Source organism: Streptomyces pilosus (genome assembly GCF_014649835.1).
Classification (GTDB): Bacteria; Actinomycetota; Actinomycetes; order Streptomycetales; family Streptomycetaceae; genus Streptomyces; species Streptomyces pilosus.
In genome coordinates this window covers 79,019-102,283 of sequence record NZ_BMTU01000012.1, presented here as the reverse complement: position 1 = coordinate 102,283, position 23,265 = coordinate 79,019, and the positions used below count along the sequence as shown (strand labels likewise).

General features: G+C 71.6%; 17 protein-coding genes. 9 read left to right on the top strand and 8 right to left on the bottom strand.

From position 1 onward, the window contains the following. Window positions 1-54: 54 nt before the first annotated feature. The 3 genes from IE118_RS25925 (at window position 55) to mshC (ending at window position 2,813) form a co-directional block, all read left to right on the top strand. On the top strand, window positions 55-645 hold the full coding sequence (locus IE118_RS25925) for a DUF3090 domain-containing protein (RefSeq protein WP_189560458.1): 591 nt from the start codon (window positions 55-57) through the stop codon (window positions 643-645). Further along, window positions 609-1,442, top strand: coding sequence for an SCO1664 family protein (locus IE118_RS25920; protein WP_189560457.1), 834 nt, complete (start codon window positions 609-611; stop codon window positions 1,440-1,442). Before IE118_RS25925 ends, IE118_RS25920 begins: the two co-directional genes overlap by 37 nt. Window positions 1,443-1,583: 141 nt before the next feature. Beyond that, window positions 1,584-2,813, top strand: a complete 1,230-nt coding sequence (gene mshC / locus IE118_RS25915) for a cysteine--1-D-myo-inosityl 2-amino-2-deoxy-alpha-D-glucopyranoside ligase (RefSeq protein ID WP_189560456.1) — start codon at window positions 1,584-1,586, stop codon at window positions 2,811-2,813. Window positions 2,814-2,922: 109 nt separating this feature from the next. On the opposite strand, the gene IE118_RS25910 is transcribed toward mshC, so the two are convergent. From IE118_RS25910 to IE118_RS25885, 6 genes are all read right to left on the bottom strand, one after another. Next, entirely contained in the window at window positions 2,923-3,909 is a 987-nt protein-coding gene (locus IE118_RS25910; RefSeq protein WP_189560455.1) for a PAC2 family protein, read from the bottom strand. A gap of 162 nt (window positions 3,910-4,071) precedes the next feature. Then, on the bottom strand, window positions 4,072-4,743 hold the full coding sequence (locus tag IE118_RS25905; protein WP_189560454.1) for a FadR/GntR family transcriptional regulator: 672 nt from the start codon (window positions 4,741-4,743) through the stop codon (window positions 4,072-4,074). Between the two features lie 337 nt (window positions 4,744-5,080). After that, complete coding sequence (locus IE118_RS25900; RefSeq protein ID WP_189560453.1) at window positions 5,081-6,697, bottom strand: glycerol-3-phosphate dehydrogenase/oxidase; 1,617 nt, start codon at window positions 6,695-6,697, stop codon at window positions 5,081-5,083. 8 nt (window positions 6,698-6,705) lie between these two features. Then, entirely contained in the window at window positions 6,706-8,244 is a 1,539-nt protein-coding gene (gene glpK, locus IE118_RS25895) for a glycerol kinase GlpK (RefSeq protein ID WP_189560452.1), read from the bottom strand. An 84-nt stretch (window positions 8,245-8,328) separates the two neighbouring features. Further along, on the bottom strand, window positions 8,329-9,123 hold the full coding sequence (locus IE118_RS25890; RefSeq protein WP_189560451.1) for an MIP/aquaporin family protein: 795 nt from the start codon (window positions 9,121-9,123) through the stop codon (window positions 8,329-8,331). A 385-nt stretch (window positions 9,124-9,508) separates the two neighbouring features. Next, window positions 9,509-10,273 carry an IclR family transcriptional regulator gene (locus tag IE118_RS25885; protein WP_189560450.1) on the bottom strand — a complete coding sequence of 255 codons (765 nt, stop codon included), beginning with the start codon at window positions 10,271-10,273 and terminating at the stop codon, window positions 9,509-9,511. Between the two features lie 295 nt (window positions 10,274-10,568). On the opposite strand from IE118_RS25885, the gene metH reads away from it, so the two are divergent. From metH to IE118_RS25865, 4 genes are all read left to right on the top strand, one after another. Continuing rightward, window positions 10,569-14,081, top strand: a complete 3,513-nt coding sequence (metH, locus tag IE118_RS25880) for a methionine synthase (protein ID WP_189560449.1) — start codon at window positions 10,569-10,571, stop codon at window positions 14,079-14,081. 118 nt (window positions 14,082-14,199) lie between these two features. After that, the gene (locus IE118_RS25875) at window positions 14,200-14,901 is read left to right on the top strand and encodes an HAD family hydrolase (protein WP_189560448.1); all 702 of its coding nucleotides are present in this window, start codon (window positions 14,200-14,202) and stop codon (window positions 14,899-14,901) included. A 444-nt stretch (window positions 14,902-15,345) separates the two neighbouring features. After that, the gene (locus IE118_RS25870; RefSeq protein WP_189560447.1) at window positions 15,346-16,953 is read left to right on the top strand and encodes an ABC transporter substrate-binding protein; all 1,608 of its coding nucleotides are present in this window, start codon (window positions 15,346-15,348) and stop codon (window positions 16,951-16,953) included. Between the two features lie 64 nt (window positions 16,954-17,017). After that, window positions 17,018-18,604 (top strand): ABC transporter substrate-binding protein, encoded by a 1,587-nt coding sequence (locus IE118_RS25865; protein WP_189560446.1) that lies wholly within the window; start codon window positions 17,018-17,020, stop codon window positions 18,602-18,604. Between the two features lie 70 nt (window positions 18,605-18,674). Here IE118_RS25865 and IE118_RS25860 read toward each other — a convergent pair whose 3' ends face one another. Both IE118_RS25860 and IE118_RS25855 read right to left on the bottom strand, forming a co-directional pair. Then, window positions 18,675-19,346 carry a response regulator gene (locus IE118_RS25860; RefSeq protein ID WP_189560445.1) on the bottom strand — a complete coding sequence of 224 codons (672 nt, stop codon included), beginning with the start codon at window positions 19,344-19,346 and terminating at the stop codon, window positions 18,675-18,677. 14 nt (window positions 19,347-19,360) lie between these two features. Next, window positions 19,361-20,302, bottom strand: a complete 942-nt coding sequence (locus IE118_RS25855) for a RecB family exonuclease (RefSeq protein WP_189560444.1) — start codon at window positions 20,300-20,302, stop codon at window positions 19,361-19,363. 185 nt (window positions 20,303-20,487) lie between these two features. Here IE118_RS25855 and IE118_RS25850 point away from each other — a divergent pair, with 185 nt between their 5' ends. Beyond that, window positions 20,488-22,104, top strand: coding sequence for a site-2 protease family protein (locus IE118_RS25850; RefSeq protein WP_189560443.1), 1,617 nt, complete (start codon window positions 20,488-20,490; stop codon window positions 22,102-22,104). A gap of 50 nt (window positions 22,105-22,154) precedes the next feature. Next, window positions 22,155-23,057: a tRNA (adenine-N1)-methyltransferase gene (locus IE118_RS25845; RefSeq protein ID WP_189560442.1), complete on the top strand. Its 903-nt coding sequence runs from the start codon at window positions 22,155-22,157 to the stop codon at window positions 23,055-23,057. Window positions 23,058-23,265: the final 208 nt, after the last annotated feature.

Sequence of the window (23,265 nt, the reverse complement as noted above, 5' to 3'; positions counted from 1 at the left end):
CGGACCGCCCGTGCACAGCCCGCCCGTTCCCACGACTCTCAATGGAGACAGGACGTGTCCCGTCAGGTGTTCCTCTACGACCAGCCGGAACGTTTCGTGGCCGGTACGGTCGGACTGCCAGGGCGCCGTACGTTCTTCCTCCAGGCTTCCGCCGGCTCCCGGGTGACCAGCGTGGCCCTGGAGAAGACCCAGGTCGCCGCGCTCGCCGAGCGCATGGACGAACTGCTCGACGAGGTCGTGCGCCGCAGCGGCGGCAGCGCCGCGGTGCCCGCGATGGTGCCGGCCGAGGTCGCCGACACCGCCCCGCTGGACACCCCCGTGGAGGAGGAGTTCCGGGTCGGCACGATGGCGCTGGCCTGGGACGGCGAGGACCAGCGCATGGTCGTCGAGGCGCAGGCGCTGGTCGAGCTGGACGCCGAATCCGAGGAGGACCTCGCCGAGGCCGAGGAGCGGCTGCTCCAGGACGAGGAGAACGGTCCTCCGATGCTGCGCGTCCGCCTCACCGGCACGCAGGCCCGCGCCTTCGCCAAGCGGGCCCTGGACGTCGTCAACGCGGGGCGGCCGCCGTGTCCGCTGTGCAGTCTCCCGCTCGACCCGGAGGGACACGTATGTCCGCGCCAGAACGGATACCGTCGCGGAGCGTGACGATCCCCGACCCGGCCGCCGCCGTGCTGCTCGCCCGGGGCGAGCTGACGGTGCGCGGGCGCATCCGTGAAGCGTCCAACGCGGCGCTGTACTGCACCGTCACCCACGAGGGACGCGAGGCGGCCTGCGTCTACAAGCCGGTCGCGGGGGAGCGGCCCCTGTGGGACTTCCCCGACGGGACGCTCGCCGGACGCGAGGTCGCCGCGTACGCGGTCTCGGAGGCGACCGGCTGGGGGCTCGTGCCGCCCACCGTGCTGCGGGACGGACCCTACGGCGAGGGCATGTGCCAGCTGTGGATCGAGACGGCCCCGGGCGCGGAACTCCTCGCCCTGGTGGACGGAGAGGAGCCCGGGCCCGGCTGGAAGGCGATCGGGCTCGCGGAGGCGGAGGAGGGCCGCACCGCGCTGCTGGTGCACGCCGACGACGAGCGGCTGCGCCGGCTGGCCGTCCTCGACGCGGTGATCAACAACGCCGACCGCAAGGGCGGACACCTGCTGCCCACCGCCGGGGGGCGGCTGTACGGCATCGACCACGGGGTCACCTTCAACGCCGAGGACAAGCTGCGCACGCTGCTGTGGGGCTGGGCGGGGGAGCCCCTGACCGACGAGGCCGTGGACGTCCTTCAGGCCCTCAGGGAGGCGCTGACGGCCACGGGCCCGCTCACCGCGGCCCTGGCCCCCCTGATCACTCCCGCGGAGATCCGGGCGACCCGGGCCCGCGTCGAGTCCCTGCTCGCCACGGGCGTCCACCCGCAGCCCGGAAGCGCGTGGCCGGCCATTCCCTGGCCACCGGTCTGAGCGCGGACCGGTCTGAGCACGGCGGAACGACCGCGGGGACCGGCGGGACGCACACCGGGCGGGAGCGCGCAAGAGCGCCTTCCCGGTCATCCGGGCCGCTCCGGTTCGTATCCGGAACTCCGGTCCGGTTACGCTCATGGCATGCATGCCTGGCCCGCTTCCGAGGTCCCCGCCCTGCCTGGTCAGGGCCGCGACCTGAGGATCCACGACACCGCGACCGGTGGTCTGACCGCCCTGGACCCCGGTCCCGTCGCCCGCATCTACGTCTGCGGCATCACCCCCTACGACGCCACCCACATCGGACACGCGGCGACCTACAACGCGTTCGATCTCGTGCAACGCGTGTGGCTCGACACCAAGCGGCAGGTGCACTACGTCCAGAACGTCACCGACGTCGACGATCCGCTGCTGGAGCGGGCCGAACGGGACGGCATCGACTGGACCGCGCTCGCCGAGCGCGAGACCGCGCTGTTCCGCGAGGACATGACGGCCCTGCGCATGCTGCCCCCGCGGCACTACACGGGCGCCGTGGAGGCCATACCCGGCATCGTCCCGATCGTCGAACGGCTGCGCGAGCTCGGCGCGACCTACGAGATCGACGGCGACATCTACTTCTCCGTCGAGTCCGACCGGAACTTCGGCCAGGTCTCGCACCTCGACGCCGCCGCCATGCGGCTGCTGTCCGCCGAACGCGGCGGCGACCCGGACCGCCCGGGCAAGAAGAACCCCGTCGACCCGATGCTCTGGACGGCCGCGCGTGAGGGCGAGCCGAGCTGGGACGGCGGCTCGCTCGGCCGGGGCCGCCCCGGCTGGCACATCGAGTGCGTGGCCATCGCCCTCGACCACCTCGGCATGGGCTTCGACATCCAGGGCGGCGGCTCCGACCTGGTCTTCCCGCACCACGAGATGGGCGCCTCCCACGCCCAGGTGCTCACCGGCGAGTTCCCCATGGCCAAGGCGTACGTCCACGCCGGCATGGTGGCCCTGCACGGGGAGAAGATGTCGAAGTCCAAGGGCAACCTCGTCTTCGTGTCCCGCCTGCGGCGCGACGGTGTGGACCCGGCGGCGATCCGGCTGGCGCTGCTCGCCCACCACTACCGCGCGGACTGGGAGTGGACCGACCAGGTCCTCCAGGACGCCGTGACCCGTCTGGAGCACTGGCGGGCCGCGGTCTCCCGCCCCGACGGCCCGCCCGCCGACGCCCTGGTCGACGAGATCCGCGAAGCCCTGGCCAACGACCTGGACGCCCCGGCGGCGCTGGCCGCCGTCGACCGCTGGACGGTGCTCCAGGAGGAGAGCGGCGGCACGGACGCCGGCGCGCCCGGCGTCGTCTCCCGCGCGGTGGACGCGCTGCTCGGCGTGGCGCTGTAGGACGGCGCCGAGCCCGCGCAGCACGCGGAGCATGCGAAGGGCGCCCCTCCCGAACGGGAGGGGCGCCCTTCGCATGCTCCGCGTGCTGCGCCCCGCAGTCCTCAGCCGCTCAGTCCTCCGACGACTCGTCGCCGTCCGAGTCCGCCTCCGGCTTCGGCGGCTTCGCCGGCCGGGCCCGGCCGCCGGGAGCGTCCCGCCGGAAGGACGGACCGTCCGAGCCGTCCGCCGTCGCGTGCCCGCCGGGCGGCCCCGACGCCCCGTCACGCCGCCGCAGGTAGCGCTCGAACTCGCGGGCGATCGCCTCGCCGGACGCCTCCGGCAGCTCGGCGGTGTCCCGGGCCTCCTCCAACGTCTGCACGTACTCGGCCACCTCGCTGTCCTCGGCGGCCAGTTGGTCCACGCCCACCTGCCAGGCACGCGCGTCCTCGGGCAGCTCACCGAGCGGGATCCGCACGTCGATCAGGTCCTCCAGGCGGTTGAGGAGGGCCAGCGTGGCCTTCGGGTTGGGCGGCTGCGACACGTAGTGCGGCACCGCCGCCCACAGCGACACCGCGGGCACACCGGCGTGGGTGCACGCCTCCTGGAGGATGCCGACGATGCCCGTGGGGCCCTCGTACTTGGTCTCCTCCAGGTCCATGCGGCGGGCCAGGTCCGGATCGGACGTGGTTCCGCTGATCGGCACCGGACGGGTGTGCGGGGTGTCACCGAGCAGCGCGCCCAGGACGACCACGAGCTCCACGCCCAGCTCGTGCGCGAAACCGAGGATCTCGTTGCAGAACGACCGCCACCGCATGGAGGGTTCGATGCCGCGCACCAGCACCAGGTCGCGCGGCTTGTCGCCGCCGACCCGGACCACCGACAGCCGTGTCGTGGGCCAGGTGATCTTGCGGACCCCGCCGTCCATGAACACCGTGGGCCGGTTCACCTGGAAGTCGTAGTAGTCCTCGGCGTCCAGCGCCGCGAACACCTCGCCCTTCCACTCCCTGTCCAGGTGCGCGACCGCGGTGGACGCGGCGTCACCGGCATCGTTCCAGCCCTCGAACGCGGCCACCATGACCGGGTCGACCAGCTCGGGAACCCCCTCGAGCTCGATCACCCAGCGCCTCCTTCCGACGTGCCCTCGCGTACGTCCCAACCTTACGGCGTGCCCGTGAGGACGCCCGCAGCCCCCCGCACGGGGGAGTGCCCCATCACTGCCCCTGTCCGACACCGGGAAACACCCCGGGTGCCCCGCGGACCCGGGTGCGCGGGGCTCGGTTCACAGGGTGGAGCGCAGCCACTGCTCCACGCTCGCGATGTGCACCGTCGCCCACGACCGTGCCGCCTCCGCGTCCCGGTCCCGCAGGGCGGCGAGGATCGCCCGGTGCTCGCGCAGGGTCCGGCCGACCGCGTCCTCCTGGGTGAGGCCCCGCCAGATCCGGGCCCGCGTGGTGGGACCGGAGAGGCCGTCGAGCAGGGAGCACAGCACGGAGTTGCCGGCGCCGCTCACGATGCCCCGGTGGAACTCCAGATCGGCGGCGACCAGGTCCTCCACGGACGGCTCGTCCCCCAGCTCGTCCAACTGCCGGGACAGGGCGTCCAGCTGTTCCTCGCTGATCCGGGTCGCCGCGGCGGCCGTCGCGGCCGGTTCCAGGATCCGGCGCACGGCGAGGAACTCGAGCACCGTGTCGTCGCGGTGGAAGTCGACGACGAAACTCAGCGCCTCCAGCAGGAGTTGCGGATCCAGGCTGGTCACATAGGTGCCGTCGCCCTGCCGCACGTCCAGGATGCGGATCAGCGACAGCGCCCGCACCGCCTCGCGCAGGGAGTTGCGGGACAGCCCCAGCTCGGCGGCGAGTTCGCTCTCCCTGGGCAGACGGTCACCGGGACGCAGCGCACCCGAGACGATCATTGCCTTGATCTTCTCGATCGCCTCGTCGGTGACTGCCATGACCGGCCTCCCGCGGCTCAGACGTCCGATGTATCCCGCCATTATGCGTCCCCGCCCCACCCCGCCCGCCCCGGCCCCCGGGCCGACGGCTCGCGGGCCGGAGGCCGTGCGGGAGTGCGGACGGCGGGTGTGCCGGAGGCTGGGACGAGGGGGCGGGCAGCGCCGGGACCGGGCCCGGGGATTCCGGCCGCCGGGCGAGCCGGGCCGGCCGCGCGGGCGGGCCGCACGGGCGGCGGTGCCGGTGGCGGGCCGCATGCGGGAGGGGCGGCCCCGTCGGCGCGGAGCCGCCCCTCGTCCCGCTACCGGCTCCCGTGCGGGGGAGCCGGGGGAGCGGCGGTCACTTCTTGTCGAGCAGGTCCTGGACGTTCGCGCGGACCTCGTCCGTGGCCAGGCCGCGGATCGTCAGCGTGGTGCGGCGGCGCAGCACGTCGTCCGCGGTCTCGGCCCACTCGTGGTCCCGGGCCCAGACGACCTGCGCCCAGATCTCCGGGGCGTCCGGGTGGACGCGCCGGCCCAGCGCCGGATCCTCGTTCGCCAGGCGGGCGATGTCGAAGGCCAGCGAGCCGTAGTGGGTGGCCAGGTGCCTGGCGGTGTCCGCCGCCATGCGCGGGCCGGGTGCCGGGCCGTCCACCAGCAGCCGGTGCGCCACGGCGCGGGGGTTGGCCACACCCGGCAGCGGCAGCTTCCGCGGCAGCGAGGAGATCGGCTCGAGGTCCTCGCCCAGCGGGTGCCCGGGCAGTTCCTGGAGCTTCTGCATCACCGTGCGCCCGATGTGACGGAACGTGGTCCACTTGCCGCCCGCGACGGACAGCATCCCGCCCCGGCCCTCGGTGACGACCGTCTCCCGCTTCGCCTTGGCGGTGTCGCCGGGACCGCCCGGGAGCACCCGCAGACCGGCGAACGCGTACGTGATCAGGTCACGGTCGAGCTGCTGGTCGCGGATGGAGAACGCGGCCTCGTCGAGTATCTGCGCGGTGTCCTTCTCGGTGACCGCGACGTCCGCCGGGTCGCCCTCGAACTCCTCGTCGGTGGTGCCCAGCAGGAGCATGTCCTCCCAGGGGAGGGCGAAGGTGATCCGGTACTTGTCGATCGGCGTGGCCAGCGCGGCCTTCCACGGGGAGGTCCGCTTCAGGACCAGGTGCGCCCCCTTCGACAGGCGGATGGACGGCGCGGCCCCGGCGTCCTCCATGCGGCGCAGGTGGTCGACCCAGGGACCGGTCGCGTTCAGCACCAGGCGGGCGTTGACGCCGAACTCGTCGCCCGAGAGGCGGTCGCGCAGCTCGGCGCCGGTGACCCGGCCCCGGGTGAAGCGCAGACCCGTCACCTCGGCGTGGTTGAGGACGACGGCGCCCGACTCGGCCGCCGCGCGGACCGTCATCAGCGCCATGCGCGCGTCGTTCATCTGGTCGTCGCCGTACACGGCCACGGCCTTGAGGTTGTCGGTGCGCAGCTCCGGGACCTCCCGCGCGGCCTTGGCCGGGGAGAGCAGGTGGCCGACGCCGTCGCCGAAGGCGGACAGCGCCGAGTACGCGAAGACACCGGCCCCGAGCTTCGCCGCGCCGTGCGGCCCGCCCTTGTACACGGGGAGGTAGAAGGTGAGCGGGTTCGCCAGGTGGGGGGCCACCTGACGGGAGACCGCACGGCGCTCGAAGTGGTTCTCCGCCACCAGCTTCACCGCACCGGTCTGCAGGTAGCGCAGACCGCCGTGGAGCAGCTTGGAGGAGGCGGAGGAGGTGGCGCCGGCGAAGTCACCGGCGTCCACCAGAGCCACCCTGAGGCCGGACTGCGCGGCGTGCCAGGCGGTGGAGATGCCCAGGATGCCGCCGCCGATCACGAGAAGGTCGTACGACGCCTTGGAAAGCTGCTCCCGGGTCTCGGCGCGGCTCGGGTTGGAGCCGGACGCCGGGTGCGTCCCCAGGGCAGGCACGGACTGCAGGGTGGACTGGGTGGTCATGGCGGTTCTTACTCCTCGTCCTCGAGCCAGCCCATGGTCCGCTCGACGGCCTTGAGCCAGCTCTTGTACTCACGGTCGCGGGTCTCCGCGTCCATGCGGGGGGTCCACTCGGCGGCCCGCCGCCAGTTGGCGCGCAGGTCGTCGGTGCTGTTCCAGAAGCCGACGGCCAGGCCGGCGGCGTAGGCGGCGCCGAGGCAGGTGGTCTCGGCGACCATGGGGCGCACCACGGGGGCGTCCAGGAAGTCCGAGAGCGTCTGCATCAGCAGGTTGTTGGAGGTCATGCCGCCGTCGACCTTGAGGGCGGTGAGCTCCACGCCGGAGTCCTTCGTCATGGCGTCCGCGATCTCCCGCGTCTGCCAGGCGGTGGCCTCCAGCACGGCGCGCGCGAGGTGCGCCTTGGTCACGTACCGGGTGAGGCCGGCGATCACACCGCGGGCGTCGGAACGCCAGTACGGGGCGAACAGGCCGGAGAAGGCCGGTACGAAGTAGGCGCCGCCGTTGTCCTCGACGGAGAGCGCGAGGGTCTCGATCTCGGCGGCGGTGGAGATCAGGCCCATCTGGTCGCGCATCCACTGCACCAGCGAACCGGTGACGGCGATCGAGCCCTCCAGGGCGTAGACCGTGTCCTGGTCGCCGATCTTGTAACCGACCGTGGTCAGCAGGCCGCTGTAGGAGTTGATGATCTTGTCGCCGGTGTTCATGACCATGAACGTGCCGGTGCCGTACGTGGACTTCGTCTCGCCCTCGGCGAAGCAGGTCTGGCCGAACAGGGCGGCCTGCTGGTCGCCCAGCGCCGAGGCGACCGGGATGCCGCCGAGCAGGTCGCCCAGCTTGCCGCCCCTGATCTCGCCGTAGACCTCGGCGGAGGAGCGGATCTCCGGCAGCATCGCGGTGGGCACGCCGATGGACTCGGCGATTCTCTCGTCCCACTCCATGGTGTGCAGGTTCATCAGCATGGTGCGGGAGGCGTTGGTGACGTCGGTGACGTGGTGGCCGCCGTCCACGCCGCCGGTGAGGTTCCAGATGACCCATGTGTCCATGGTGCCGAAGAGGATGTCGCCCGCCTCGGCGCGCTCCTTGAGGCCGTCGACGTTGTCCAGCAGCCAGCGGGCCTTCGGGCCGGCGAAGTAGGAGGCGAGGGGGAGCCCGGTCTCGCGGCGGAAGCGGTCCTGGCCGACGTTGCGGCCGAGCTCGCGGCAGAGGGCGTCGGTGCGGGTGTCCTGCCAGACGATGGCGTTGTGGACGGGCTCACCGGTGTTCCTGTCCCACAGCACGGTGGTCTCGCGCTGGTTGGTGATGCCGATGGCCTTGATGTCGTCGCGGGTGATGCCGGCCTTCTCGACGGCCCCGGCGACGACCTCCTGCACGTTGGTCCAGATCTCGGTGGCGTCGTGCTCGACCCAGCCCGGCTTCGGGAAGATCTGCTCGTGCTCCTTCTGGTCGACGGAGACGATGCGGCCGTCGCGGTCGAAGACGATGCAGCGGGACGACGTGGTGCCCTGGTCGATGGCGGCGATGAAGGGGCCGGCGGTGTGGGCGTCGGTCACTGTGTGCTCCTGGGGTGTTCCATGGGTACGGGGCTGTATGTGCGGCGCTTCTACAAGGTTCGCGCCTCGCGGCGATCCGGTCACCTATGCGATGGCGAGGTTGTAGAAACCGGCCGCGAGGGCACCGCCGACCAGCGGGCCGGCCACCGGGATCCACGCGTAGGACCAGTCCGAGCCGCCCTTGTTGGGCAGCGGCAGCAGCGCGTGCACGATGCGCGGACCGAGGTCACGGGCCGGGTTGATCGCGTAACCGGTCGGGCCGCCCAGCGACAGACCGATCGAGACGACCACGAGCGCCGTGATCAGGCCGCCGAGCACACCGAGGCCGTTGCCCGCGTCGTTCAGGCCCTGGGTGAGGATCGCGAGCAGCAGCACGAACGTGCCGATGATCTCCGTGGCGAGGTTCTGCACCGTGTGCCGGATCTCCGGACCGGTGGAGAAGACGCCGAGGACGGGGCCCGCGCCCTTCTCCTGCGCCTCCACGGACTTCGCGGCGGTGTCCTGTGCGCCCGGACCGCCGACGATCTCCCTGTCGGTGAGGTGGGCCTGGAACTGGCCGTAGTAGGCGATCCAGACGAGCGTCGCGCCGATCATCGCGCCGAGGAGCTCGCCGGCGAAGTAGGTCGGAACGTTGCTCCACTCGCCGTCCTTGACGGCGAGCGCCACGGTCACGGCCGGGTTGAGGTGGGCGCCGGAAAGCGGCCCCGCTATGTACACCGCCGTCATGACGGCGAAGCCCCACCCGAAGGCGATGGCGAGCCAGCCGGCGTTACGGGCCTTGGAGGCCTTGAGCGTCACGGCGGCACACACACCGCCGCCGAGCAGGATGAGTATGGCGGTACCGATGGTCTCGCCGATGAAGATGTCGGAGCTGGACACCCGCGACTCCTTTGTCCTTCGTCCAGGGAAGCCGACCCCCGGTCCCGCCGGGGATTGGCGCCCTCAGGGGTGAGAGCGATGCCGGCCCTTGGCGTTGTCACACTCTAGCGCGTATTGCCGGTAGGTGTTCGACAATGCCGACCGATGGACGGGAGTCTTGTCCGGCGTCACGTAGGCGTCAAGGGTTTGGTTGCCGGAAGCGCGATCGTTATGGAGCGTCCCGTGCTGTCGATCTTCGTGGCGGTTCCGCCGCCTCACGTCCGGTATGGCGGGCAGGGGAGAGGGGCTGTGACCGGCGCCGGGGAACGGCTGTGGCCGGCAGGGGGAACAGCTTGACCGGAACGCCGAGCGGCGCCCCGGTCCTCGTTCTCCCCGTTCCCCCGGTTCAGAACCGTCCGGCGCCCAGGTCCCGCGACACCGCGCGGGCGCAGTCGCGCACCGCCGCGATCAGCTCGGGCCGCAGCTCGCCGTCCCGGCGCAGCCGCTCCACCGCCCCCGCGATGCCGACCGCGCCGACCGGCATGCGGCGCCGGTCGTGGATCGGGGCGGCCAGGGACGCGACGCCCTCCCAGGTCTCCTCCACGTCGGCCGCGTACCCGCGGGCGCGGGTGAGGTCGAGGAGGTGCTCGAAGGCGTCGAGGTCGCACACGGTGCGGTCGGTGAAGGCCTTGCGGTCGGCCTCCAGGGCCTCGCTGTGGGCCACCGGGTCGTAGGCCGAGAGCACCTTGCCCAGGGCCGTGGAGTGCAGCGGCTGCATGGCCCCGATCTCCAGGACCTGCCGGCTGTCGTCGGGCCGGAAGACGTGGTGCACGATCAGCACGCCCTGCTGGTGCAGCACCCCCAGGTAGACGCTCTCGCCGCTGGAGCGGGCCAGGTCGTCCGTCCACACCAGGGCGCGCGCCCGCAGCTCGTGCACGTCGAGGTAGGTGGTGCCCAGCCGCAGCAGCTCGGCGCCCAGCTGATAGCGCCCGGAGGCGTCGTCCTGCTCCACGAAGCCCTCCTGCTGGAGGGTGCGCAGGATGCCGTGGGCGGTGCCCTTGGCGAGGCCCAGCGAGGAGGCGATGTCCGACAGGCCGAGCCGTCGCTCGCCGCCCGCGAGCAGCCGCAGCATGGCTGCCGCCCGCTCGAGCGACTGGATGTTCCGTGCCATCGCCGTTCTGCCTCCGTCCCCTACGACCGCCGACTGGCGACGCCGTGCCGCTGTTCGGCAATGCCGAACACTACCGGTCGATGTCGACCTCTCGCTAACGGTCGGCCGTGATCGATTCCCCGACTCCCGCCCCGCGCACCGCGTTCAGGCCATCATCGTCCGCCCCGTGGACTCCCTGAACATCAGGGCGCGGTCCCGGCTACCCTGACGGCGTGCGCCCTGCCGGGAAGCGCGAACAGAAGCTTTCCGGACAGCCGCAAAGCCGACAGCCGTCGCACCTGAGGGAGCCCCTTTCATGGCCTCGTTGCCGCTGACCCCTTCCGCCGACAGCCGGACCCGTGCGTCCGCGCTCCGTGAGGCCCTCGCCACCCGCGTGGTGGTCGCCGACGGAGCGATGGGCACCATGCTCCAGGCCCAGGACCCCACCCTCGAGGACTTCCAGAACCTCGAGGGCTGCAACGAGATCCTGAACCTGACCCGCCCGGACATCGTCCGTTCGGTCCATTCCGAGTACTTCGCCGCCGGAGTCGACTGCGTCGAGACCAACACCTTCGGCGCCAACCTCACCGCCCTGGGCGAGTACGACATCGCCGAACGCGTCACCGAACTGTCCGAGGCGGGTGCCCGCATCGCCCGTGAGGCGGCGGACGAGTTCGCCGCGCGGGACGGACGGCCCCGGTGGGTCCTCGGCTCCATGGGCCCGGGCACCAAGCTGCCCACCCTCGGCCACACCACCTTCACCGCCATCCGCGACGCCTACCAGCAGAACGCCGAGGGCCTGCTCGCCGGCGGCGCGGACGCGCTGCTGGTGGAGACGACGCAGGACCTGCTGCAGACCAAGGCGTCCGTCGTCGCCGCCCGGCGCGCGATGGAGACCGCCGGCTTCGAGGTACCGCTGATCGTGTCGGTCACGGTCGAGACGACGGGCACCATGCTGCTCGGCTCCGAGATCGGCGCGGCGCTGACCGCCCTGGAACCCCTCGGCATCGACATGATCGGCCTGAACTGCGCGACCGGGCCGGCCGAGATGAGCGAGCACCTGCGCTACCTGGCCCGCAACTCCCGCGTCCGGCTCTCGTGCATGCCGAACGCCGGCCTGCCCCAGCTCACCAAGGACGGCGCCCACTACCCGCTGTCCCCGGCCGAGCTGGCGGACGCCCAGGAGACCTTCGTACGCGACTACGGCCTGTCCCTGGTCGGCGGCTGCTGCGGCACCACCCCCGAGCACCTGCGCCGGCTCGTGGAGCGGGTGCACGGCCTGTCCCCGGCCGCGCGCGACCCGCGCCCGGAGCCGGGCGCCGCCTCTCTCTACCAGACGGTCCCCTTCCGGCAGGACACCTCGTACCTGGCGATCGGCGAGCGGACCAACGCCAACGGGTCGAAGAAGTTCCGTGAGGCGATGCTGGAGGGCCGCTGGGACGACTGCGTGGAGATGGCCCGCGACCAGATCCGCGAGGGCGCGCACATGCTCGACCTGTGCGTCGACTACGTCGGCCGGGACGGCGTGGCCGACATGGCGGAGCTCGCCGGCCGGTTCGCGACCGCCTCCACGCTGCCCATCGTGCTGGACTCCACCGAGGTCGACGTCCTGCGGGCCGGTCTCGAGAAGCTCGGCGGCCGTGCCGTGATCAACTCGGTGAACTACGAGGACGGGGACGGCCCCGATTCCCGCTTCGCCCGGGTGACGCGGCTGGCCCGGGAGCACGGGGCAGCCCTGATCGCGCTGACCATCGACGAGGAGGGACAGGCCCGCACCGCCGAGAAGAAGGTGGAGATCGCCGAGCGGCTGATCGACGACCTGACCGGCAACTGGGGCATCCGTGAGGAGGACATCCTCGTCGACTGCCTGACCTTCACGATCTGCACCGGTCAGGAGGAGTCCCGCAAGGACGGCCTGGCCACCATCGAGGGCATCCGCCTGCTGAAGGAACGCCACCCGAAGGTGCAGACCACCCTCGGTCTGTCCAACATCTCCTTCGGCCTGAACCCGGCCGCCCGCATCCTGCTGAACTCCGTCTTCCTGGACGAGTGCGTCAAGGCGGGCCTGGACTCGGCGATCGTGCACGCCTCGAAGATCCTGCCCATCGCCCGGTTCAGCGAGGAGGAGGTCACCACGGCCCTCGACCTGATCCACGACCGGCGCCGCGAGGGCTACGACCCGCTGCAGAAGCTCATGCAGCTCTTCGAGGGCGCCACCGCCAAGTCGCTGAAGGCGGGCAAGGCCGAGGAACTGGCCGCGCTGCCGCTGGAGGAGCGTCTCAAGCGCCGCATCATCGACGGCGAGCGCAACGGTCTGGAGGCGGACCTGGACGAGGCCCTGCGGACCCGCAAGGCCCTGGACATCGTCAACGACACCCTCCTGGACGGCATGAAGGTGGTCGGCGAGCTGTTCGGCTCCGGCCAGATGCAGCTGCCCTTCGTGCTCCAGTCCGCCGAGGTGATGAAGAACGCGGTGGCGCACCTCGAACCGCACATGGAGAAGACCGACGAGGCCGGCAAGGGCACCATCGTGCTGGCCACCGTCCGCGGCGACGTGCACGACATCGGCAAGAACCTCGTCGACATCATCCTGTCGAACAACGGCTACAACGTGGTCAACCTGGGCATCAAGCAGCCCGTCTCCGCCATCCTGGACGCCGCCGACCAGCACAAGGCCGACGTCATCGGGATGTCCGGCCTCCTGGTCAAGTCGACCGTGATCATGAAGGAGAACCTCGAGGAGCTCAACCAGCGCGGACTCGCCGCCGACTACCCGGTCATCCTCGGCGGCGCCGCCCTCACCCGCGCCTACGTCGAACAGGACCTCCATGAGATCTACCAGGGCGAGGTCCGCTACGCCCGCGACGCCTTCGAGGGCCTGCGTCTGATGGACGCCCTCATCGGCATCAAGCGCGGGGTGCCCGGCGCCCGGCTGCCCGAACTCAGGCAGCGCCGGGTCCGCGCGGCCGCGGTGGAGATCGAGGACCGTCCCGAGGAGGGGCACGTCCGCTCCGACGTGGCCACCGACAACCCGGTCCCCGCCCCGCCCTTCTGGGGCACCCGGGTGATCAAGGGCATCCAGCTGAAGGAGTACGCGAGCTGGCTCGACGAGGGCGCCCTGTTCAAGGGCCAGTGGGGTCTGAGGCAGGCCCGCACCGGCGACGGGCCGACGTACGAGGAGCTCGTCGAGACCGACGGCCGGCCGAGGCTGCGCGGGCTGCTGGACCGGCTCCAGACGGACAACCTGCTGGAGGCGGCCGTGGTCTACGGCTACTTCCCGTGCGTCTCCAAGGACGACGACCTGATCGTCCTGGACGAGCAGGGCAACGAGCGCACCCGCTTCACCTTCCCGCGCCAGCGCCGCGGCCGCCGGCTGTGCCTGGCGGACTTCTTCCGCCCGGAGGAGTCCGGCGAGACCGACGTCGTGGGCTTCCAGGTCGTCACCGTCGGCTCCCGCATCGGCGAGGAGACCGCGCGGATGTTCGCGGCCGACGCCTACCGCGACTACCTCGAACTGCACGGTCTGTCCGTGCAGCTGGCCGAGGCGCTCGCCGAGTACTGGCACGCGCGGGTGCGCTCCGAGCTGGGCTTCGCCGGCGAGGACCCGGCCGCCATGGAGGACATGTTCGCCCTGAAGTACCGGGGCGCCCGCTTCTCCCTCGGCTACGGTGCCTGTCCGGACCTGGAGGACCGCGCCAAGATCGCCGCTCTGCTCGAGCCGGAGCGCATCGGCGTCCAGCTCTCGGAGGAGTTCCAGCTGCACCCCGAGCAGTCCACGGACGCCATCGTGATCCACCACCCCGAGGCGAAGTACTTCAACGCCCGCTGAGGCGCCGCACACGCCACATCAGGCGTTCCGCGACCGCACGACGTACACTGGTCGGTCCACCGCAGGCCGGTTCCCCTTGTGGGAACCGGCCTGATCGTCCCTTCAAGGAGGTATGTGGATGACCAGTACGGTCCCCGCGCTCGGAACTCTTACGGCCGAAGGCTCGGCCCTCCAGGCCGTGCTCCTCGACATGGACGGCACGCTCGTCGACACCGAGGGCTTCTGGTGGGACGTCGAGAAGGAGGTCTTCGCCTCCCTCGGCCACACCCTCGACGACGCCTGGCGCCACGTCGTGGTCGGCGGCCCCATGTCCCGCAGTGCGGGGTTCCTCATCGAGGCGACCGGTGCCGACATCCCGATCGCCGAGCTGACGGTGCTGCTCAACGACGGCTTCGAGGAGCGGCTCGACGGCGGCCTGCCGCTGATGCCGGGCGCCGCGCGGCTGCTCGCCGAACTGTCCGAGTACGAGATCCCCACGGCGCTCGTCTCCGCCTCCCACCGGCGCATCATCGACCGGGTGCTGCAGACGCTGGGCGCGCGGTACTTCGCGCTGTCCGTCGCGGGCGACGAGGTCCCGCGCACGAAACCGCACCCCGATCCCTATCTCGCTGCCGCGGCCGGACTCGGGGCGGACCCCGTGCGGTGTGCCGTCGTCGAGGACACCGTCACCGGGGTCACCGCCGCCGAGGCGGCGGGCTGCCAGGTCGTCGCGGTGCCCTCGGTGGGGCCGATCACGCCGGCCGCCCGGCGGACGGTGGTCCCTTCTCTGGAAGTCGTGGACCTGACATTCCTGCACGGTCTGATGACGCACGCGGGTTAGGACTTCACTCAGCGTGCGGCGGTGCGGAACAGGAAATCGACGCACCCCGGCCCCCGGTGGGGCGCCGTCGCCCCGAAAGACTTCGATCCGGTCGCCGACGGTCGAATCACGCCTCCACCGGGCTCCTTTCACATGTGAGCTTCGACACATGAAAGGGGGTCGACAACGATGTCCGGGTGTGCCGTCCGTCCGATTTCGGACGTCACGGCAACGCCCTTGTGTCCCGATTGGTGAGAGGTCGCACTAATCATTCCCCTGTCACCTTCTCCGATCCGTTCACACCCGGTTCCACTGCGTGATGAGCCCCCAACTCCGGCTGTCGCGAGCCCTCCTGCGGGCGCGGACTAATGTCGTCGCGAGAACCTCGCCCCCATCCCCGTGATTCGCCGCGACAACCCCTGCGTGCCGGATACACGGAGTCGACAGTCCTGGAGAAACCCGAGCATGAACCGCAAGACTTTGGTGCTGGCGGCCGCGATGGGCCTGCTCGCCCCGGTGCTGGCCGCTTGCGGCGACACCGACGGCGGGAGCGGTGGCGGCGATGCGATCGTCGTCGGCACCACGGACCGGTTCACCGCCTCCGAGGAGGACGGCAACGCGCCCCTCGACCCGGCCATGGCCTACGACGTCGGCACGTGGAACATCCTGCGGCAGACCGTGCAGACCCTGATGGTCCAGCCCCGGGGCGACGGCGAGCCCGTGCCCGACGCCGCCGAGTCCTGCGGCTTCACCGACGCGGGCAACGAGCGGTACAGCTGCAAGCTGCGCGACGGCCTGAAGTTCTCCAACGGCGACGCGGTCACCGCGGCCGATGTGAAGTACTCCATCGACCGCGCCCTCGCCATCAAGCACGACAGCGGTGTGTTCGCGCTGCTGTCCACCATCGACACCGTGGAGACGCAGGGCGACCAGGAGGTGATCTTCCACCTCAAGGCCGCCGACGCCACCTTCCCGTACAAGCTGTCCACCCCCGTCGCGGGCATCATCAACCCGGACGACTACGAGAAGACCAAGCTGCGCGAGGGCTTCGAGATCAGCGGCTCCGGGCCGTACACGCTCGACGCCGAGGTCGAGGACAACGGAATCGTCCGGGCCACCTTCACCAGGAACGGGTCCTACAAGGGCGCGCTGGAGGTGAACAACGAGAAGGTCGACCTGGTCTCCTTCGAGAGCTCCGAGGCCATGGGCGAGGCGCTCGAGAAGGGCGACATCCAGGTCATGACCCGCAGCATGTCGCCGGATCAGGTCCGTGAGCTCGCCAAGGGCACCGACAGCTCCATCGAACTGGTCGAGTCACCGGGTCTGGAGATCCGGTACCTGGCCTTCAACACCGAGGCCGAGACCGTCGAGGACAAGGCCGTCCGCCAGGCGATGGCCCAGGTCGTCGACCGCGGCGCGCTGGTCGGCAACGTCTACGGCACCCAGGCGGAGCCGCTGTTCTCGCTGGTCCCCGCCGGCGTCACCGGCCACAACAACGCCTTCTTCAACACGTACGGCGACCCGGACGTGGCCAAGGCCCGTGAGCTGCTCGAGGACGCCGGCGTGAGCACGCCGGTGAAGCTGACGCTGCACTACACGACCGACCACTACGGGCCCGCGACCAAGGCCGAGTTCGAGCAGCTGAGCAAGCAGCTCAACGACAGCGGACTGTTCGCGACCGACATCCAGGGCGTGCCCTGGAAGGAGTTCAGCCCCGGCGGGCGCAAGGGCAAGTACGACGTCTACGGCATGGGCTGGTTCCCCGACTACCCGGACGCCGACGCCTTCATCGCGCCCTTCCTCGACGCGGACAACTTCCTCAACTCGCCCTACGCCAACACCAAGATCCGCAAGGACCTGATCCCGGAGTCGCGCCGCCAGGCCGACCGGCTGACCGCCGCCAACACCTTCACGGAGATCCAGAACATCGTCGCCGACGACGTCCCGGTGCTCCCGCTGTGGCAGGGCAAGCAGTACATCGCGACCCGCGACGGCATCACCGGCACGGCCTACGCCCTCAACTCGTCCTCGACTCTCCAGCTGTGGGAGCTCGGACGCGGGGCCAGCGGCTGACGGACCCGCACGGGGCCCGGGCCGCCGACACGGCCCGGGCACGAAGAACGACAAGGCACAACACGTGAACCTGCGTAACCAGTGGCCGGTCCTGCCCATCGTGGCGGGGCTGGCCTCCGGCCTGTTGACCGGCTGTGGCACCGAGAACGGCGGCGGCGCGTCCGGCGGCTCCGGCGTCGTGGTGGGGATGTCCGACGACGTCCTGGCCATCGACCCGGCCTCGGGCTACGACCCCGGCTCCTGGCTGCTGTTCAACAACGTCTTCCAGTCGCTGCTCAGCTTCCCCAAGGGAGCCACCGAGCCGCGGCCGGACGCCGCGGAGAGCTGCGGCTTCTCGGACACCGCGACCAGGACCTACACCTGCACCCTGCGCGAGGGACTCAAGTTCAGCAACGGCGAGTCGCTGACCTCGAAGGACGTGAAGTTCTCCTTCGACCGCATGCTGAAGATCAACGACGCCGACGGGCCCGCGGTCATGTTCTCCACGCTGGAGGAGGTCAGCACCCCCGACGACAGGACGGTCGTCTTCCGGCTCAACACGGCCGACGCCACCTTCCCCAGCAAGATCGCCTCCGGTGCCGGCTCCATCGTCGACCACCGGTCGTACGACGCCGGGGGACTGCGCGAGGACGGCGAAGCGGTCGGCTCGGGACCGTACAAGCTGGACTCGTACGAGAACGACCGGGCCGTGTTCTCCGTGAACGAGCACTACCAGGGGAGCGCCGAGCACCGGAACTCCGGCGTGACGCTGGAGTTCTACCACGGCGACCAGAACGCGCTGAAGAACGCCCTGCGCGACGGCGAGGTGGACGTCGCCTACCGCGGCCTCACCGCCGAGGCCATCACCGACATCGAGAAGGCCGACCGCGGCGGCTCCGGCGGCATCCAGGTCGTCGAGGGCAGCAGCGCCGAGGTCCAGCACCTGGTCTTCAACATGGACGACCCGGTCGCCGGGAAGCTCGGCGTGCGCAAGGCCATCGCCCACCTGATCGACCGCGAAGCCCTCATCCACGACGTCTACGAGGGCACCGCCACGCCGCTGTACTCGATCGTCCCGGCCGGGATCGCCGGCCACAACACGGCCTTCTTCGACACCTACGGCGCCCGCCCCTCCAGGGCCGCGGCCGCCGAGGCGCTGGCGGAGGAGGGCGTCGGCGGCAAGGTGAAGCTGACCCTGTGGTCCACCCCGTCCCGCTACGGCCCGGCCACGGACCAGGAACTGAAGGCGATCGCCGGCCAGCTCAACGCCAGCGGACTCTTCGACGCCGACGTCAGGTCCGTCCCCTTCGCCCAGTACGAGAAGGACATCGCGGCCGGCAAGTACGGCGTCTACGTCAAGGGCTGGGTGCCCGACTACCCCGACGCCGACAACTTCACCGGGCCCTTCTTCGGCGAGGGCAACGTGCTGGACAACAACTACGACAACCCCGCCATCACCGGGAAGCTCCTGCCGCGCACGGCCGCCCAGAGCGACCGCGCCGCCACCGACAGGGAGTTCGGGCGGATCCAGGACATCGTCGCCGAGGAGGTCCCCGTCCTCCCGGTCTGGCAGGCCAAGCAGTACGCGGTCGTCCAGGACGGCGTCTACGGCCTGGAGTACTGCCTCGACGCCTCGACGGTGTTCCGGTTCTGGGAACTGTCCAAGGGCTGAGCCGTACACGGCCGAGGGCGCCCTCCCCGGGTCGGGGGAGGGCGCCCTCGATTGTGCCGCGACCGTCGCGCTACTGCGCGCCGGGGCGCACCAGCCCGCTCTCGTAGGCGTACACCGCCGCCTGCACCCGGTCGCGCAGGCCCAGCTTGGTCAGCACGTGTCCCACGTGCGTCTTGACCGTGGTCTCGCTGACGAACAGGTCGGCGGCGATCTCCGCGTTGGACAGGCCGCGCGCCACCAGCTTCAGCACCTCGACCTCACGGTCCGTCAGCGTGTGCAGCGTGTCCGGGACGGGCTCGTCACCGGACGGCAGATGCGTGGCGTACTTGTCCAGCAGCCGGCGCGTGATGCTCGGCGCGAGCATCGCCTCACCGGCGGCCACCACGCGGATCGCCTGCACCAGCTCGTTGGCCGGGGCGTCCTTCAGCAGGAAGCCGCTGGCGCCCGCCTTCAGCGCCTCCACCACGTACTCGTCGAGATCGAACGTCGTCAGCACCAGCACCTTCGCCGGCCCGTCCCGCTCGGGCCCGGTGATCTGCCGGGTCGCCTCCACCCCGTCCATCCGCGGCATGCGGATGTCCATCAGCACCACGTCGGGCTGCAGCGCCCGCACCTGGTCCAGGGCCTGGAGGCCGTCTCCGGCCTCGCCGACGACCGCGAGGTCCTGCTCGGCCTCCAGAATCATCCGGAACCCGGTGCGCAGCAGGGGCTGGTCGTCGACCAGTAGGACGCGGATGGCCACGTAAGTCTCCTTCGCTAGTCCGGCCCCATTCTGCCCTGACGGCCCCCGTCCGACTCAGCCGCCCTCGACGGGGGCACCGGGAGGGGGTACGGCGGGGGAGTGCCGCCGAACTCCGGGCAGTGCGCCCGGTGGTCGCACCAGCCGCACAGCTTCGTCGGCCGCGGACGCCAGTCGCCCGTCTCGGTCGCCAGCCGGATCGCGTCCCACAGCGCGAGCAGTTTGCGCTCCACCCGCTCCAGATCGGCGACGACCGGGTCGTACGTCAGCACGTCACCGCTGCCCAGATATACGAGCTGGAGGCGGCGCGGGACCACCTGCTTGAGCCGCCACACCACCAGCGCGTAGAACTTCATCTGGAACAGCGCGCCCTCGGCGTACTCCGGGCGGGGCGCCTTGCCCGTCTTGTAGTCGACGATGCGCACCTCCCCGGTGGGCGCCACGTCCACCCGGTCGATGATGCCGCGCAGCCGCAGCCCCGACTCCAGCTCCGCCTCGACGAACAGCTCCCGCTCGGCGGGCTCCAGCCGGCTCGGGTCCTCCAGCGCGAACCAGCGCTCGACCAGTGCCTCCGCCTCCGCCAGCCAGCGCGCGAGCCGCTCTCCCTCCGGGTCGTCGGCGAACAGCTCCACCACCTCAGGGCGCGTCTCGCGCAGCCGGTCCCACTGGCCCGGCACCAGCGCCTTCGCCCGCGGCGCGGTGCGCTCGGCCGCGGGGGCGTCGAAAAGCCGCTCCAGCACCGCGTGCACCAGCGTGCCCCGGGTCGCCGCCTCACTGGGCTTCTCCGGCAGCCGGTCGATCACCCGGAACCGGTACAGCAGCGGGCACTGCATGAAGTCGCTCGCACGCGAGGGGGACAGCGAAGCGGGCGGTACGGCCGACGGACCGCCCGCCACCGCCGTGTCCGCCGTGACCGCGCTGCTGTCGGGCCGCGCCGTGCCCTCGGTGCTCGTCTCCATGCCCACAGACCTTACGGCCCGCCACCGACAGCGTGATGTGACGGAAGGGAGAGGAAGGGAGAGATGGGGAAGGAGGGGGTAGGGACAAGGGTGCCGGGGCGGAACGGGCGGCGGGCGCCGCATACCATCGACGGGAGACCTCCCGTCCGGCAGGCGCGGGATACGCAGCGAACGAGGGGACACCGGTGGACGTAAGCGGCGGGCGCGGGCAGCCGCGGCCGGGCAACGACGAGTCGGCCGACCACACAGGGCCCGAGGCCCCGGCGGCCGACGGTGGCGTCCCCGAACCCGGCGACCGCCCCGCGCACCCCGCCGGCGACCGCCCCGGCGAACCCGCGCCGCCCCCCGCCGCACCCGACGGCGGCGCCCCGGCGAACGCCGGTGACCAGCACGAGCAGCGCCCCGCCGCCGCACCCGGTGCGCAGCGGGACGACACGGCGTCCGGCCCCCCGAGCCCGCCCGCCGTACCTCCCGCCGGGCCCCGGGCTCACGAGGAGCGGCCGGCGGCCGGGGCGGGCCGTCACGACGCGCCCGCCGCCGGCGGGCCGGAGACCGGTGAGCAGCACGGCGGCCCCACCGCGCACCACGCCGACCGCCCGTTCGCCCACTCCGGCGACGCCGGGGGCAAGGCACCGCGGCGGCCCGAGGAGCGGCAGCGGGGCGGACTGCTCATGGGCCGTCCCTTCGGCGTGCCCGTGTACGTGGCGCCCAGCTGGTTCCTCGTCGCCATCCTGATCACCTGGGTGTTCGGCGGGCAGATCGACCGCGTGCTGCCCGAGCTCGGCGCCGCCAGCTATCTGGTCTCCCTGTTCTTCGCGGTCGCCTTCTACGCCTCCGTCCTGGTCCACGAGCTCGCCCACACCCTCGCCGCCCTCCGCTTCAAACTGCCGGTGCGCCGCATCCAGCTCCAGTTCTTCGGCGGGGTCTCCGAGATCGAGAAGGAGGCCGAGACACCCGGCCGGGAGTTCGTGCTGGCCTTCGTCGGCCCGCTGCTCTCGCTGGTGCTGTCGGGCATCTTCTACCTGGCCCTGCTGGCCGTCGACCCGAGCAGCGTCCCCGGCGTCCTGCTGGCCGGCCTGATGATCTCCAACCTCATCGTCGCCGTCTTCAACCTCCTGCCCGGACTCCCGCTCGACGGCGGCCGCATGCTCCGCGCCGTGGTCTGGGCGATCACCGGCAAACCCATGACCGGCACCGTCGCCGCCGCCTGGGTCGGCCGCGCCCTCGCCGTCTCCGTCCTGATCGGCCTCCCGCTGCTCACCCAGTCAGGAGTGCTCGGCTCCGACGCCGTCGACAACGTCGGCATGGACACCGTCCTGGACGCCCTGCTCGCCGCCATCCTCGCCGCGATCATCTGGACCGGTGCCGGCAACAGCCTGCGCATGGCCCGCCTGCGCGAACACCTCCCCGAGCTGCGCGCCCGCAACCTCACGCGCCGCGCGGTGCCGGTCGAGGGCGACACCCCCCTCTCCGAGGCCCTGCGCCGCGCCAACGCCGCCGGGGCCCGCGCCCTGGTCGTCGTCGACCCCGACGGTGTCCCCGTCTCGCTGGTCCGCGAGGCCGCCATCGTCGGCGTCCCGGAACACCGCCGCCCCTGGGTCGCGGTCAGCGGACTCGCCCAGGACCTCACCGACGGGATGCGCGTCTCCGCCGAGCTCGCCGGGGAGGACCTGCTGGACGCCCTGCGCGCGTCCCCCGCCACCGAGTACCTCGTGGTCGAGGAGACGGGCGAGATCTACGGCGTCCTGTCCGCGGCCGACGTGGAACGGGCCTTCGTCAAGGCCATGGCCAGGCCCAGCTGAACCACCCGCCGCCGGTCGGAGCCGCGCCGGGGAACCGGTAGGCTGGTCACATGTCCGAACCGACCGGTGCCGCCCGCAGGCGCGGGCCCTTCAAGGTCGGGGACCAGGTTCAGCTGACCGACCCCAAGGGCCGCCACTACACGTTCACGCTCGAGTCCGGGAAGAACTTCCACACCCACAAGGGTTCCTTCCCGCACGACGAACTGATCGGTGCTCCCGAGGGCAGCGTTGTCCGCACCACCGGGAACGTCGCCTACCTCGCGCTGCGCCCCCTGCTCCCCGACTACGTCCTGTCCATGCCCCGCGGGGCGGCTGTCGTCTACCCGAAGGACGCGGGGCAGATCCTCGCCTTCGCCGACATCTTCCCCGGCGCACGCGTCGTGGAAGCGGGCGTGGGCTCCGGCTCGCTGAGCAGCTTCCTGCTGCGCGCCATCGGCGACCAGGGCATGTTGCACTCCTACGAGCGCCGCGAGGACTTCGCCGACATCGCCCGGCAGAACGTCGAGCGGTACTTCGGCGGCCCGCACCCCGCCTGGCAGCTCACCGTGGGCGACCTCCAGGACAACCTGTCCGACGCCGACGTCGACCGGGTCATCCTCGACATGCTCGCCCCCTGGGAGTGCCTGGACGCCGTCTCCAAGGCGCTCGTCCCCGGCGGCATCCTCTGCTGCTACGTCGCCACCACCACCCAGCTCGCCCGGACCGTCGAGTCCATCCGCGAGATCGGCTGCTTCAACGAGCCGACCGCCTGGGAGACGATGATCCGCAACTGGCACATCGAGGGCCTCGCCGTCCGTCCGGACCACCGCATGATCGGCCACACCGGCTTCCTGCTGACCGCCCGCCGCCTCGCCGACGGCGTCGAGCCGCCCATGCGCCGCCGCCGTCCCGCCAAGGGCGCCTACGGCGAGGACTACTCCGGCCCCAACGCCGACGGGGGCACCGCCCGCTGACCCGCCCCCGGGTCCGCAACAGACGGGCGCCGTGGCGCAGTTCCCCGCTCATGCCCGGGAACTGCGCCACGGCGCTCTCGCGTTGACCGGGTGACACGACGGCGAGGGCGCGACCCGTCCCGGTTCCCCCGCGCCGGGACCGCACACCCCCCGCCGTTCCCTCCGTACTGTGACGTGTGGCACGATGCTGGCCACCCCACCGGCACAG